General features: G+C 66.5%; 18 protein-coding genes and 1 pseudogene. 12 read left to right on the top strand and 7 right to left on the bottom strand.

Going from position 1 to position 14119, the window contains the following annotated elements; translation table 11 throughout:
* Window positions 1-21: 21 nt before the first annotated feature.
* From NFE57_RS02905 to NFE57_RS02890, 4 genes are all read right to left on the bottom strand, one after another.
* Window positions 22-291, bottom strand: coding sequence for a ribbon-helix-helix domain-containing protein (locus NFE57_RS02905; protein ID WP_252134064.1), 270 nt, complete (start codon window positions 289-291; stop codon window positions 22-24).
* Between the two features lie 7 nt (window positions 292-298).
* Window positions 299-2125 (bottom strand): cobaltochelatase subunit CobT, encoded by a 1827-nt coding sequence (gene cobT / locus NFE57_RS02900; protein ID WP_252134063.1) that lies wholly within the window; start codon window positions 2123-2125, stop codon window positions 299-301.
* Window positions 2126-3130 (bottom strand): cobaltochelatase subunit CobS, encoded by a 1005-nt coding sequence (gene cobS, locus NFE57_RS02895; protein WP_252134279.1) that lies wholly within the window; start codon window positions 3128-3130, stop codon window positions 2126-2128.
* 186 nt (window positions 3131-3316) lie between these two features.
* Window positions 3317-3931: a winged helix-turn-helix transcriptional regulator gene (locus NFE57_RS02890; RefSeq protein ID WP_252134062.1), complete on the bottom strand. Its 615-nt coding sequence runs from the start codon at window positions 3929-3931 to the stop codon at window positions 3317-3319.
* 287 nt (window positions 3932-4218) lie between these two features.
* On the opposite strand from NFE57_RS02890, the gene NFE57_RS02885 reads away from it, so the two are divergent.
* From NFE57_RS02885 to NFE57_RS02850, 8 genes and pseudogenes are all read left to right on the top strand, one after another.
* On the top strand, window positions 4219-4650 hold the full coding sequence (locus NFE57_RS02885; protein WP_252134061.1) for a VOC family protein: 432 nt from the start codon (window positions 4219-4221) through the stop codon (window positions 4648-4650).
* Window positions 4647-5333: a glutathione S-transferase family protein gene (locus NFE57_RS02880; protein ID WP_252134060.1), complete on the top strand. Its 687-nt coding sequence runs from the start codon at window positions 4647-4649 to the stop codon at window positions 5331-5333. Before NFE57_RS02885 ends, NFE57_RS02880 begins: the two co-directional genes overlap by 4 nt.
* Before the next feature lie 117 nt (window positions 5334-5450).
* A pseudogene (locus NFE57_RS16640) lies at window positions 5451-5750 on the top strand (DUF1428 domain-containing protein); the annotation flags it as partial.
* 18 nt (window positions 5751-5768) lie between these two features.
* On the top strand, window positions 5769-6173 hold the full coding sequence (locus NFE57_RS02870; RefSeq protein ID WP_252134278.1) for a DUF1428 domain-containing protein: 405 nt from the start codon (window positions 5769-5771) through the stop codon (window positions 6171-6173).
* A gap of 13 nt (window positions 6174-6186) precedes the next feature.
* A complete protein-coding gene (locus tag NFE57_RS02865) occupies window positions 6187-6966 on the top strand; it encodes a VOC family protein (protein WP_252134059.1) in 780 nt (259 codons plus the stop codon).
* A gap of 13 nt (window positions 6967-6979) precedes the next feature.
* Entirely contained in the window at window positions 6980-7480 is a 501-nt protein-coding gene (locus NFE57_RS02860) for a VOC family protein (RefSeq protein WP_252134058.1), read from the top strand.
* Window positions 7473-8135: a dihydrofolate reductase family protein gene (locus NFE57_RS02855; RefSeq protein ID WP_252134057.1), complete on the top strand. Its 663-nt coding sequence runs from the start codon at window positions 7473-7475 to the stop codon at window positions 8133-8135. Before NFE57_RS02860 ends, NFE57_RS02855 begins: the two co-directional genes overlap by 8 nt.
* Window positions 8135-8791, top strand: coding sequence for a glutathione S-transferase family protein (locus tag NFE57_RS02850; RefSeq protein ID WP_286207618.1), 657 nt, complete (start codon window positions 8135-8137; stop codon window positions 8789-8791). Before NFE57_RS02855 ends, NFE57_RS02850 begins: the two co-directional genes overlap by 1 nt.
* 3 nt (window positions 8792-8794) lie before the next feature.
* Here the strand turns inward: NFE57_RS02850 and NFE57_RS02845 are convergent, their stop codons facing one another.
* A complete protein-coding gene (locus NFE57_RS02845) occupies window positions 8795-9400 on the bottom strand; it encodes a J domain-containing protein (RefSeq protein WP_252134055.1) in 606 nt (201 codons plus the stop codon).
* A gap of 41 nt (window positions 9401-9441) precedes the next feature.
* On the opposite strand from NFE57_RS02845, the gene NFE57_RS02840 reads away from it, so the two are divergent.
* The 4 genes from NFE57_RS02840 to NFE57_RS02825 all read left to right on the top strand — a co-directional run bounded on the left by NFE57_RS02840 (window position 9442) and on the right by NFE57_RS02825 (window position 12352).
* Window positions 9442-9729: a BolA family protein gene (locus tag NFE57_RS02840; RefSeq protein ID WP_252134054.1), complete on the top strand. Its 288-nt coding sequence runs from the start codon at window positions 9442-9444 to the stop codon at window positions 9727-9729.
* Window positions 9730-10437, top strand: coding sequence for a glutathione S-transferase (locus tag NFE57_RS02835; protein WP_252134053.1), 708 nt, complete (start codon window positions 9730-9732; stop codon window positions 10435-10437). It begins immediately after the preceding gene.
* 13 nt (window positions 10438-10450) lie between these two features.
* Complete coding sequence (locus tag NFE57_RS02830; protein WP_252134052.1) at window positions 10451-11353, top strand: pirin family protein; 903 nt, start codon at window positions 10451-10453, stop codon at window positions 11351-11353.
* A 102-nt stretch (window positions 11354-11455) separates the two neighbouring features.
* Entirely contained in the window at window positions 11456-12352 is an 897-nt protein-coding gene (locus NFE57_RS02825) for an alpha/beta fold hydrolase (RefSeq protein ID WP_252134051.1), read from the top strand.
* Window positions 12353-12482: 130 nt separating this feature from the next.
* On the opposite strand, the gene NFE57_RS02820 is transcribed toward NFE57_RS02825, so the two are convergent.
* A complete protein-coding gene (locus NFE57_RS02820) occupies window positions 12483-12884 on the bottom strand; it encodes an acyl-CoA thioesterase (protein WP_252134050.1) in 402 nt (133 codons plus the stop codon).
* Window positions 12885-12973: 89 nt separating this feature from the next.
* Window positions 12974-14077 carry a DUF2332 domain-containing protein gene (locus NFE57_RS02815; RefSeq protein WP_252134049.1) on the bottom strand — a complete coding sequence of 368 codons (1104 nt, stop codon included), beginning with the start codon at window positions 14075-14077 and terminating at the stop codon, window positions 12974-12976.
* Between the last annotated feature and the right edge of the window lie 42 nt (window positions 14078-14119).

Genomic DNA, 14119 nt, shown 5'->3' with positions numbered 1-14119 from the left:
GAGTCGGTCGCAGTGTCAACGCTATTGAGAACAATTCTCAATATTGAGCGAAAATAGCCAGGTGCGTAAGGCGCTGGCGAGGTTGGGCGGATCGTCGGCAACGATGCGCTGCGCATCGATCTCGGCGATCAGCGCGTTGAGCGGCAGCGCCCGCGCCGCCGCGGCCTGTTCGAGCGCGGCCCAGAAAAGCGGTTCGAGGCTGATCGAGGTCTGGTGCCCCGCGATGGTCACCGACCGCTTGACGGGGCCGCGAAACCCGCCGGGGGGCACCGCGATCGCCCGCGCCGTCATTCCCCTGTCATTCCTTGTCGAACAAGGCGGCGAGTTGCTCGATGATCGTACCGCCGAGTTGCTCGGCGTCCATGATCGTCACCGCGCGCGCGTAATAGCGTGTCACGTCGTGGCCGATCCCGATCGCGGTCAGCTCGACCGGCGAGCGCGTTTCGATCCAGCCGATCACCTGCCGCAGATGCTTTTCGAGATAGCTTCCCGAATTGACCGACAGCGTCGAATCGTCGACCGGCGCGCCGTCCGAGATCACCATCAGGATCTTGCGCTCCTCGGGCCGGGCGATCAGGCGGCTGTGCGCCCACAGCAGCGCCTCGCCGTCGATATTCTCCTTGAGCAGCCCCTCGCGCATCATCAGCCCCAGGCTGGTGCGCGCGCGCCGCCACGGCTCGTCGGCCTGTTTGTAGACGATGTGGCGCAGGTCGTTGAGGCGGCCGGGATGCGGCGGCCGTCCCGCCGCGAGCCACGCCTCGCGGCTTTGCCCGCCCTTCCATGCCCGCGTTGTAAAGCCGAGAATCTCGGTCTTGACCCCGCAGCGTTCGAGCGTGCGCGCCAGAATGTCGGCCGAAATCGCGGCAATCCCGATCGGTCGCCCGCGCATCGACCCCGAATTGTCGATCAGCAACGTCACCACCGTATCGCGAAATTCGGTATCGCGCTCGATCTTGTAGCTCAGCGATTGCGTCGGGTTGACGACGACACGCGCCAGCCGCGCGGCATCGAGCAGGCCTTCTTCCTGATCGAAATCCCATGCCCGCGATTGCTGCGCCATCAGCCGCCGCTGGAGCCGGTTGGCGAGCTTCGACACCGCCGATTGGAGATGCGCGAGTTGCTGGTCGAGATAGGCGCGCAGCCGCTGCAATTCCTCGGCATCGCACAATTCCGACGCGGCGATCACCTCGTCGAACCGCGTCGTCCACATCTTGTAGTCGAAGCTCGGCGCGAGATCGGAGAACGGCCGGTTGGGACGAACCGGGAGCATCCCTTCGTCGCCATCGTCGCCGGCCTCACCCTCGGCATCGTCGAGCGATTCTTCGTCGAAGCTGCTCTCGCCGTCCTGATCGTCCGCATCCTGCGGTTCGCCGCGGGCCTCGACATCGCCGTCGCCTTGCTCGCCGGCATCCTCGCCCTCGTCGCCCTCGTCGGCGCCTTCGTCTTCCTCGCCTTCGTCGTCGCTGCCGCCGTCATCCTCCTGGTCGGGCAGCACCTCGCCGTCGGTGAGGTCGAGGTCGCGCAACAACTTCTTCGAGAGATTGGCGAACGCGAGCTGATCGTCGATCGCAAGCCCCAACGCGTCGAGATCGGCGCCAACCCTGTCCTCGATCCAGTCGCGGATCAGCGCCATGCCGGGTGCTACCGACGCGGGCGCAGGCTGGCCGGTCAGCCGCTCGCGCACCATCAGCCCGAGCGCGGTCGACAGCGGCACTTCGTCGCGGGTCCGCGCGCGCGCGATCGGGTCCGACCGCAGCTTCAGCGCGAGTGCCGTCTCCAGATTGTCGGCGATGCCCTGATAGCCGCGCGAGCCCAGCGCCTCGACACGCGCATTCTCCACGGCGTCATACACCGCGCGCGCCACCGCCTCGGTCGGCGCGCTGCGCAGGTGCATCGCGCTGTCGTGGAGCCGCATCCGAAGCGCGAACTGATCGGCAAAGCCGCGCGCCTCGGCAACCTGATCGGGCGGCAGCGCACGCGCGGGCATCGGCACCTTGACGTGATGCCCGTGCTGCGACGGCGCGTCGGCGGTGAAGGCAAGCTCCAGTTCGGGCTCACCCGACAGTGCCCGTGCCGTGCCGCCAAGCACCGCCTTGAACCGATCGAGGGGCGTTTCGACGGCCATTTACGCCTTGCCGACAACGCTCTCGGGCAGGTCCTTGCCGAACACGCGCTGATAATATTCGGCAACCAGCGCGCGCTCGGCCTCATCGCATTTGTTGAGGAACGACAGCCGGAACGCGAAGCCGATATCGTTGAAGATCAGCGCGTTCTGCGCCCAGGTGATCACCGTGCGCGGGCTCATCACCGTCGAAATGTCGCCGTTGATGAAGCCCTTGCGCGTCAGATCGGCGACGCGGATCATCTTCTCGACCACTTCCTTGCCCTCGGGCTGGTCATATTCGCCCGATTTGGCGAGCACGATCTGCGCCTCGACCGCCGCCGGCAGATAATTGAGCGTGACGACGATGTTCCAGCGATCCATCTGACCCTGATTGATCTGCTGGGTGCCGTGATAGAGCCCGCTGGTATCGCCCAATCCCACCGTGTTGGCGGTCGAGAACAGCCGGAAATACGGGTTCGGGCGGATCACGCGATTCTGGTCGAGCAGCGTCAATTTGCCCTCGGTCTCCAGCACGCGCTGGATCACGAACATCACGTCGGGGCGGCCGGCATCATATTCGTCGAACACCAGCGCGGTCGGGGTCTGCAAAGCCCAGGGCAGCAGGCCTTCGCGGAATTCGGTGATCTGCTGGCCGTCCTTGAGCACGATCGCATCGCGGCCGACCAGATCGATGCGGCTGATATGCGCGTCGAGGTTGATGCGGATGCACGGCCAGTTGAGGCGCGCCGCCACCTGTTCGATATGCGTCGATTTGCCGGTGCCGTGATAGCCCTGCACCATCACCCGGCGGTTATGCGCGAAGCCCGCGAGGATCGCGAGCGTGGTATCGGGATCGAACACATAAGCGGGATCGAGATCGGGGACGCGCTCGTCCGCCTCGCTGAACGCGGGGCATTCCATGTCGCTGTCGATCCCGAACAGGTCGCGCACCTTGACCATCCTGTCGGGCGCATCGAGCACCGTGGTTTCGCGGCTGTCGGGCTGGGTGTTGGGGATATCGCTCATCATCGGCCTTTTCTTCCCGGCAATGGGCCGGGTCCAGCGTCGGCAGGGTCACGACGGGCCTGGCCGATTCCGCGCCAGCCTTAAGCCGAAGCGGCCGTCGGACTCAACCACCGAGCAGCGGCAATCGTTCGAATCGATCGCGGGGCGCGGCCGCGTGATCGGCAACCGAGGGGCAGGACGCCGCCTTCAGCCGTTGACGAAACGCGGCAGGCGAAAGCAATCGACGAACGCCTGCGCGACGGCGCGATCGCCCGTCACCGCGACCAGCCCTGCGGCCTCCGCCTCGCTCAGCGATTGCGGCCCGTAAAAGGTCGCGGCGAGCGGCGTGGGCTCGCCGGTGAACACCACCCCTGCCCCTGCCGGATCGGCACGCGCGATCACCAGCCCGCCATCGACGATCCGCGCGCGGAACGGCTCGCCGCCGACGCGAAACCCCAGATCGGGATCGAGTGCGCGCGCCTTCCCCGCATCCATCATCGTCTTCAGCGACAGCATGAAGGCGGCATTGCTGAGCGGCAGCGTGACATCATGCGCGGGCGATCCCGCCGCCCAGCGGCTGAGCGCGAAGATCGCGTCTTCGGCGGCATAGCCCCAGCGCGTCAGCTCATAGACCTGCACATTGGCGGGCGACGGCAGCGTGCGTTTGCGGACGATGCCGGCCTGTTCGAGCCCGTCGAGCCGCTGCGTCAACACATTGGCGCTCAAACCCACCAGCGCGGCGCGAATCTCGCCGAAGCGACGCGCCCCAAGCAGCAGTTCGCGCATTATAAGCAGCGACCAGCGCTCGCCGACGAGATCCATCGCCAGCGCGGTCCCGCACGCATCGCGATACCAGCGCCGGGCCTTGGTCAGATTTACGTTGGTTATTTTATGTAACCTCCTAGTTGCTTTTTATAACTAGACTGTGCATTACCGTCAAATAGCGAGTCGCACCGGCGCGGGACCGGGGAGATCGATATGAGCGATACAGCGCCCCTGCCGCCACCCGGAGCGCGCCAGTTCGCCCGCGCGATGGCGGTACCGCCGCCGACGGATATCCCGGCCTCGATCATTCGGACAAAAACTGAGCAGAATTTCAGGAGAGAACGATGCCGAAGATGATCTTCGTGAACCTGCCCGTCGCCGACGTCGCCAAGGCGACGGCCTTTTACGAGGCGATCGGGATGACCAAGGACCCGCGTTTTTCGAACGAACAGGCGTCGTCGATGCAATGGTCCGACGGAATCGTGTTCATGCTGCTCGACAAGGGCTTCTACGCGACCTTCACCGCCAAGCAGATCGCCGACACGCACCGGACGAGCGCGGCCTTGCTCTGCCTGTCGCAGGATAGCCGCGCGGCAGTCGACGCGATCGTCGCCAGGGCCGAAGCCGCCGGCGGCAAGGCCGATCCGGGGCCGACGCAGGATATGGGCTTCATGTACGGGCGCAGCTTCGAGGATCTCGACGGGCACCATTTCGAGCCGATGTTCATGGACGTCGAGGCGGCGATGGCGGTGATGCAGCCCGAGGCCGCGGCATGAACACGCCCATCGTCACCGCGCTCGATTGGGTTCCCGATGGTGCCAGGGGATTGGTGCGCGACCTGCGCGTCCGCTGGGCGCTCGAGGAGGTGGGCCAGCCCTATGATGTGCGCCTGCTTCGCTTCGGCACGCACAAGGAGGGGGCACACCGTGCACACCAGCCGTTCGGGCAGGTGCCGACCTATGAGGAGGACGGGCTCGTCCTGTTCGAATCGGGCGCGATCGTGCTCCATATCGCCGAGCGCCACCCCGGTCTGCTGCCCGATGATCCCCACGGCCGCGCCCGCGCGATCGAGTGGCTGTTCGCGGCGCTCAATTCGGTCGAGACGCCGATTACCGAACGCTTCCATGCCGCCGTCATCGAGTGCAACGAGCGTTGGGCCGACGCGCGACTGCCGATCGTCGACGATCGCGTCCGCGGGCGGCTTGCCGACCTTTCGCAGCGACTGGGCGGCGCCGACTGGCTCGACGGCGGTTTCAGCATCGGCGATCTGATGATGGTTTCGGTGCTGCGGCCGTTGCGGCGCTCGGGGATCGTCGACGAGTTCGCGAACCTTGGCGCTTATGTCGAGCGCGGCGAGGCACGGCCCGCCTTTCAGCGCGCGCTCCGGGCGCAACTGGCGGACTTCACCGGCCAGCCGCCGGCGGGCTTCGTCGAACCCGGAAGAAAGGCGGCGCAATGACCCGCTTCTTCCGCACCGCGGGCGGCATCGTGCTCGCCTTGATCGGTTTCGCGACGACGATCGCCGCGATCGTGCTCAGCCGGGGGGCGCCCTTCACCTGATCGTTCGAGGAGAGAGATGATGACCTATGTTCAGGGGTTCGTGATCCCCGCCGGCCAGAACAATCGGCAAGCCTATCACGACATGGCCGCCAAGGCGGCCCCCGTCTTCGCCGATTACGGCGCGCAGCGCATCGTCGAGGCCTGGGGCGACGATGTCCCCGACGGCAAGCAGACCGACATGAAACGCGCCGTGCAGGCCGAGCCCGACGAGCAGATCGTCTATTCATGGGTGTTCTGGCCCGACAAGGCGACCTGCGATGCCGCGTCCGCAAAGATGATGACCGACGAGCGCATGAAGCCCGACGGCACGCCGATCCCGTTCGACATGCAGCGGATGATCTATGCCGGTTTCGATACCGTGCTGGACATCGGCAGCGGCGGCGGCTTCGGCTATGTCGACGGCATGGTCGCGCCGGTGCCGACCAGTGCCAAGGACGATTATATCGCCCATGCCCGCATGGCCGCCGGGATCTTCAAGGAACTGGGGGCGACGCGGCTGGTCGAGAATTGGGGCACCGACGTGCCCGACGGCAAGGTCACCGATTTCAAGCGCGCGGTTGCCGCCACGCCTGAAGAAACGGTCGTTTTCTCGTGGATCGAATGGCCCGACAAGCCGACGCGCGACGCCGGGATGGCCGCGATGATGGACGATCCGCGGATGCGCGACACGCCGATGCCGTTCGACGGCAAGCGGATGATCTTCGGTGGCTTCGTGCCGATCCTCGATACCGACGCCTGAAGGGAGAAGCGCGATGACCAACCCCCATGGCACGCCGATCTGGTACGAACTGGCGACCGCCGACCCCGATGCGTCGAAGGCGTTTTACGACCATGTCATCGGCTGGACGATCGACGCCGTCCCCGCGATGCCCGGCATGGACTATCGCATGATCGACACCGCAGGGGGTGGTCACGTCGGCGGCGTGATGCGGCTCACCGATGAGATGGTCAAAGGCGGCGCAAAGCCCGGCTGGTTCTTCTATATCGGCGTCGATGATGTCGATGCGACGGTCGACAGGCTCAAGGCCGCCGGTGGCGGCGTCATCATGCCGCCATGGACGATCGACGGCGTCGGCCGGATGGCGCTCGTCACCGATCCGCAGGGCAATCCCTTCTACGTGATGCGCGGCGCCAGCGACGAGAACAGCAATGCGTTCGAGCGCACCGGCATGGGCAAGTGCAACTGGAACGAACTGACCACGACCGATCAGCAAGGTGCGCATGCCTTCTACGCGGATGTGTTCGGCTGGACCTATCCCGACAAGATGCCGATGGGCGAAATGGGCGATTACGTGTTCGTCGAGGCCGCGGGCACCACGATCGGCGCGACGATGACCGCCACTGAAGCCGGCCAGCCGACCGGATGGCGATTCTACTTCCGCACCCCCGATATCGACGCCGCCGCCGCCAGCGTCGGCGAGCAGGGCGGCACCGTCCTCACCGGGCCGATGGCGGTGCCGGGCGGCGACCGGATCATCGTCGCCACCGACACGCACGGCGTCGTGTTCGGCGCGGTCGGCCCCGGCAATTAAGGAAGGCGAGACAATGACCAAACCAGCGATGACGACGTGCCTGTGGTTCGACCATGGCGAGGCGCGCAACGCGGCAAAATTCTATGCCGCAACCTTTCCCGACAGCCATGTCGGCGCGGGCCACGCGTCGGCGGCCGATAATCCGTCGACCAGGAAAGGCGAGGAACTGACCGTCGAGTTTACACTGCTCGGCCAATCCTTCGTCGGCATCAACGGCGGGCCGATCTTCAAGCCCAACGAAGCGGTCAGCTTCATGGTGCTGACCGACGATCAGGCAACGACCGATCGCTATTGGGACGCGATCGTCGGCAACGGCGGCGCGGAAAGCATGTGCGGCTGGTGCAAGGACCGTTGGGGCTTTTCGTGGCAGATCACCCCGCGCGCGCTGCTTGAGGCCACAACCGATCCCGATCGCGCCGCTGCCAGGCGTGCGATGGAAGCGATGATGACGATGAAGAAGATCGATATCGCCAGGATCGAGGCCGCGCGCGCGGGCACGCTCGCCGATGCGTAGGATCGTCGGGGGCGCGTTCGTCTCGCTCGATGGCGTGATGCAGGGGCCGGGCGGCCCGGAAGAAGATACGCAGGGCGGCTTCGCCAGCGGCGGATGGATGGCCGCGCTGTTCGAGGAGGCGGTCGGCCATCAGGTGGACACGCTGTTCGCGCCGCCCTTCGATCTCCTGCTCGGCCGACGGACGTACGATATCTTCGCCGCGCATTGGCCGTTCATGCCCGCCGACGATCCGATCGCGGCCAGCTTCGCGACGATCGACAAATACGTCCTGACGCGGTCGGACGAGCGGCTCGAATGGGAGGGCAGCCACCGCCTTGCGGACGTGGATGCGCTCGCCGCGCTGAAGGCCGGGGATGGGCCCACACTCGTCATCCAGGGCAGTTCGACGCTCTACCCGCAATTGCTCCAGCGCGGGTTGCTCGACCGGCTGGTGCTGATGGTCGCCCCGGTCACGCTGGGGGCAGGCAAACGGTTGTTCGGCGACGGCACCCCGCCGGGCGCGTTCAGGCTGGTCGAACAGCGGCTGACCCCGGGCGGGGTCCTGATGTCGACCTATGAGCCCGATGGCGCGCTGAAGACCGATTCGTTCGAGATGGAAACCCCGAGCGCGCGGGAAATGGCCCGACGCGACAAGATGGAAGCGGGGCGCTGGTGATGCTCGACCTCTTCGGCCACCCCTTCTCGTCCTACACCTGGAAGGCGCTGATCGCGCTGTACGAAAACGGCACGCGCTTCACCTTTCGGATGATCGACCCCGACCATCCCGAAAATAGCGCAGAACTCGAACGGCGCTGGCCGCTCAAGTTGTTCCCGCTGCTCGTCGATGGCGATCGCCAGATCTTCGAGGCGACAAGCGTGATCGAGTATCTCCACCTCCATCACCCCGGCCCCGTCCGGCTGATCCCCGACGATGGTGATGTCGCGCTGCGCGTGCGCTGGCTCGATCGGGTGTTCGACAATTATGTGATGGGGTCGATGCAGGCGCCCGTCGCCGATGCCTTGCGCCCCGAGGGCCAGCGCGACGCTTACGGTGTCGACAAGGCGCGGGCACGGCTCGACACGATCTACGCCTGGCTCGACCGCGAACTCGGCGGCCGCGACTGGGCGGCGGGAGACGCGTTCAGCCTCGCCGATTGCGCCGCGGCGCCCTCCCTTTTCTATGCCGATTGGGTGCAGCCGATCCCCGCGTCCTGCGCCACCCTCAACGCGTATCGAACGCGGCTGCTCGCGCGGCCATCGGTGGCGCGCTGCGTCGACGAGGCCCGGCCCTATCGCGCGTTCTTCCCGCTCGGCGCCCCCGATCGGGATTGAACCCTATGGCGCCGGCGCGAAGGCAGGCGCGTTGCGCAGCCGCTGATACGCCTCGATCACCTCGCGCAGCGCGTGTTCGTGGGTGCGGTCACCGCCGTTGCGATCGGGGTGGTAGCGCTGGAGAAGCTCGGCATAGCGTTTGCGAAGCGCGGCGCGATCGGCGTCCACCGCCAGCCCCATGATGCGCATCGCCTTGCGGTCGCCGTCGGACAGGGCTCGGCCGTCGCGGCGTTCGGGCGCGACCTTGCGCTGGAAGCGTGCGCCGATCGCATCGAGCGGATCGGAAAAATCCGCCCAGCGCGGCGGCACATCGCCGCCCGCGCTGGCGAACGCCCGCGTCTCGCGCTCCCACCCCGAAAACGGGCGCTGCGCATCACTGATCTCTTCGGGGGTCATGCCGCTGAAAAAATTGTAGCGCGCGTTGAACTCGCGAACATGATCGAGGCAGAACCAGCGATAGCCGCGCGGCTGATCGGCCGGCCGCGAAACCGCGCCGGGCGCGCGAAACTCGCCGGGCTCGGTGCATCCCGGCTGTTCGCATCGCCGCCCATTATCCTCGACGCGGCCATGAAATCGCGTGTTGGGCTTATCTTTGGCTGGCCGTCGCAACGTCGCTCCCCGCTTTGGACAAAGCGGCCTATATAGGGGCTATGACCCGTGCTGCCACCGGCCCCGTCGCCGCCGAAATCGCGACCCGCCTCACCCACGCGCTCACCCCGACCAGGCTCGAGGTGATCAACGATAGCGCCGGGCATCGCGGCCATGCCGGCGATGACGGCTCGGGCGAATCGCACTTCACCGTGATCGTCGAATCGGCGGCCTTCGAGGGGCAATCGCGCGTCGCGCGACAGCGTTTGGTGAACAAGGCGCTGGGCGATCTGATGGACGCGCGTATCCACGCGCTCGCAATCCGGGCGCGGGCGCCGGGAGAGGCCTGAATGATCTATAAATTATGGTATTGGCCATCGGTGCAGGGGCGAGGCGAATTCATCCGCCTCGCGCTGGAGGCCGGGGACATTGCCTATCGCGATTGCGCGCGCGAACGCGGCGAGGACGCGCTGGTCGAGCGGATGAACAAGATCTACAGCCGCCGCCCGTTCGCCCCGCCGTTCCTCGAACTCGACGGTTTCGCGATCGCGCAGGTCGCCAATATCCTGCTCTATCTGGCGCAACGCCACGATCTCGCGCCATCGGCGATGGCCGACCTGCTCTGGCTCAACCAGATCCAGCTTACCATCGCCGATATGCTCACCGAGGTGCACAATGTGCATCATCCGGTCTCGCCCGGCGCTTATTATTACGAACAGAAGCAGGAAGCCGCGCGCGCCGCCACGCAATTCCGCGAGCGGCGGATGCCCAAATATCTCCAGCATTTCGAGGCTGCCGCCGGGGCCAATGACGGCGCGTGGATGATCGACGACCGCTGGACCTTCGTCGACACCTCGCTGTTCCAGTTGATCGAGGGACTGCGCTATATGTTCCCCAAACGCATGGCGACGCTCGAACCCGATCTGCCCGGGCTGGTACGCATCCACGATCAGGTGGCCGCGCTCCCGCGCATCCAGGCCTATCTTGCCAGCGACCGCCGGATCGCCTTCAACGATGACGATCTTTTTCGCCGCTACGCCGAACTCGACGGCGCCTGACGAGGAACCTCCCATGACAAACGACGATCTCGTGCTCCAGACGATCACCCCCGTCACCCACGATCTGGGCGGGTTCAAGGTCCACCGCACCTTGCCCACCAAAGACCGCACGATGGTGGGGCCGTTCCTGTTCTTCGATCAGATGGGGCCGGCGCATCTTTCGGTCGGGCAGGGCATCGACGTGCGGCCGCACCCGCATATCAACCTTGCCACGGTCACCTATCTGTTCGCGGGCGCGATCGACCATCGCGATTCGATCGGCACCTTCGCGACGATCGCGCCGGGTGCGGTCAATCTGATGACCGCGGGTTCGGGCATCGTCCATTCCGAGCGCTCGCCCAGCGCCGAACGCGCGATCGGCCCCGAATTGTCTGGCATCCAGACGTGGATTGCGCTGCCCGACGATCGCGAGGAAATGGCGCCCGCCTTCGAGCATGTCGAACGCGCCCACCTGCCGGTGGTCGAGGACAATTGCGTCAAGGCCCGCGTGGTGATGGGCAGCCTGTGGGGACGGCGGGCGCCGACCACGACCTACGCCGATACGATCTATGCCGATATCGTGCTGGCCGGCGGCGGATCGATCCCGATCGACGCGGTGACCGACGAGCGCGCGGTTTATGTCGCGTCGGGCGAGGCCACGCTCGACGGCCTGCCCCTCGATCCGATGACGCTCTACGTCCTGCGCCCCGGCGTCGCTGCCACATTGCGCTCGGAGACCGGCGCGCGGGTGATGCTGTGCGGTGGCGAGGCCTTCACAACCCCGCGCCATGTGTGGTGGAATTTCGTCTCGTCCTCGCGCGAGCGCATCAACGAAGCCAAGCGCGCGTGGAAAGCGGGCGAGTTCGCCAAGGTACCCGGCGACGACAAGGAATGGATTCCGATCCCCGAAGTCCCGATGACGGTGAGCTATCCATAATCCTCCCCTCCCGCTTGCGGGAGGGGGCGGGGGAGGGCATGTTTGTCGCGCGGTGAGCAGGGATAGGCCCTCCCCTAACCCCTCCCGCAAGCGGGAGGGGAAATGACCTTCGACCAACAGCGGATCGCACTCTCGAGCGGCGTCGACCTCGACGTCGTCACGGCGGGCAACCCCACCGCACCGCCGATCATCCTGCTCCACGGTTTTCCCGAATCGCACCGCACCTGGCGGCACCAGATCCCCGCGCTCGCCGCCGACCATTTCGTCATCGCCCCCGATCAGCGCGGCTATGCGGGCTCCTCCAAGCCCGAGGGCGTCGAGAAGTACACGCCCGACCGGATCGTCGCCGACGTGCTCGCGCTCGCCGATCATTTCGGGATCGACCGCTTCACGCTGGTCGGCCACGATTGGGGCGGCGCGGTCGCGTGGATGGCGGCGCTCCAGCACCCGAACCGCATCGTGCGGCTGATCATCGCCAACGCGCCGCATCCGTTTCTCTTCCAGAAATCGCTGTTCGACGATCCCGCACAGCGCGCGGCGAGCCAGTATATCCGCGCCTTCCGCAACCCCGGCATCGAACAGCATATCGATCAGATCGGGCTATCCGCCTTTTTCGATGGCAGCTTCGCGCCGCATACCGACGCCGCGAAGGTCGCTGCCGAAAAGCCCGTTTATCTACAACAATGGGGCCAGCCAGGGGCGATGACGGCGATGCTCAACTGGTATCGCGCCAGCGCGATCGACGTGCCCGAAACGGATGCCGCGGCCGAACGCCCCGCTTTCCTCGACGCGCCCTTCCCGCCGGTTACCCAGCCGACGCTGGTGATCTGGGGGATGCGCGACAAAGCGCTGCTGCCGTGCCAGCTCGACGGGCTGGGCGCGCTGGTGCCCGACCTGAAAGTGGTCGAGATCGATGCCGGTCATTTCGTGCCGTGGGAAGCCCCCGACGCCGTTACCGCGGCGATCCAGGACTGGCTGGCCAAGCGGGAGAATTTTTGATCCACTAACGTGGATAGCGGCCCCGGCCCGCTCCCCCGCCCCACCTCCCAACGGCAGTATATTGTCTGGGAGGTGGGGTGGAGGAGCGGGCCGGGGCCGCCCCTGTTTCACGGAATCGTGAAACAGGCGATCAGCGCGGCGTGAAGAAGCGCTCGATCACGTCTCTGGCGACGCGCGCGGGGCGGCGCGTATCGGCATCGATGCAGCACCAGCTCGATTTGACCTCGGCGAGCACGTCCTCGCCGCGCCGGATGATCGTTTCGTAGAACGCCCGCGCGCCCTGCACCTTCTGGAGCAGCACCGTCGCGATCACGTCGTCATCGAGGAAGGTCGGCTTGCGATAGGTGATCTCGTGCTTGAGCGCGACCCACAGATGCCCGGCCACCGCATCCGGCGGCGCGATCTTGCGCCAGTGGCTGATCACCGCTTCCTGCACCCATTTCAGGTAGCTCGCATTATTGACGTGCCCCATGAAATCGATGTCCGCGGGGTCGATACCGATCCGGTAATGAAATGCGGGCGCCTGTTCCATGGACCCCATATAGGCGCACCAGTACGTAACCGCCATTGATCGCCAGCAACATCGCGTGACGGCGCCATTTCTACGAGGGTGGATCGCTCCTAGATCACCACTTTCGCACTCTCGGGCAGGGCGATTGGCTGGCCGCCGCCGGCATGGTGGGGCGTCCCGTTCACCCACGCGCCATGGGCATGGGCGGTCGCCAGCACGGTGCGGAGGCCCGCGCCGGGCCAGCACGCCACGCTCACCACCTGCTCGGCCAAGGCGCGATCGGGCTCCATCGACACCCAGGCCAGCGGGCGTTCCGGCGTCGCGCGCGCGCCGGCCGCGCGCATCGCGGCCCGGATGCGCGCGGCGCTTGCCTCGGGCAGATATTGCCACACCACCGAATGCATCAGCACGCGGGTAACGCCCGCTGCCTGCGGCTCGGCGAGTCGGATGTCGAGCCACTCCGCCGCATCAGCCCGATCGAGCCGCACCGGCTGTTCGCGCAGCATCGCGATCGCGCGCCGCAGGCGATCGAGCCGTGCCGGCGCCTCCGCCCAGACATAAGCAGCAAGCCGCGCCGCGACCGCCGGATCGGTCGCATCGATCGGCGCGATATCGCTGCCGCGCGTCGCGACGATCTCGATCGGCACCGCCTCGGGTGGCGGCCCCCGCCATTCGGGCACGATCGTCACCGGCGACGATGGCGGGCCCAGCAGCACGCCGCCGAGATCGAAGCGATAGCGATCGATCATCAGATTGAGCCCCGCGCTCGACCCGATCTCGAGAATCTCGAGCTTTGGCCCGAACCGCCGCGCAACCTCGATCAACCCCACGATCAACGCGCCCGACCGTCCCGGCTCGTTGGTCTGCGGCGGCCCGTCGAGCCACGGCAGCAGCGCGTCGTCATGCTCGACCAGCACGCGCGCCAGCTCTGCCTCGATCGTCGCGACATCGCTGATCTCGCCCGCGAAGATCGCCGCCAGTGCAGCGTCCCTGCCCGCCAGCACCAGCGCATGAAGCCCACCGACCAGCCGGAGCGGCAACGCATCGCGCGTCGGCTCGCCTGGCCAGTCGAGCGCGCGAGCGCCGGTCCGGCTCGCGCGCGTCAGCCCGCGCGCCAGCACCGCACACAGCCGCGCGTAGATCGGCGCGGCCATCGCTGCGCAATAATGCTGCTGGATCAGGAAGGCGCCCCGGTTGTTCTGCTCGCTTGCCATCGCTGCCTCCCGCTGCGGCGGAGAAAGGTCCATTGCCCCTGT

The sequence above is a fragment of the Hephaestia sp. MAHUQ-44 genome, from assembly GCF_023806085.1.
Taxonomy (GTDB): Bacteria; Pseudomonadota; Alphaproteobacteria; order Sphingomonadales; family Sphingomonadaceae; genus Sphingomonas.
Note: the sequence above shows the minus strand (reverse complement) of the source record. Positions and strands in the feature narration are given on the sequence as shown.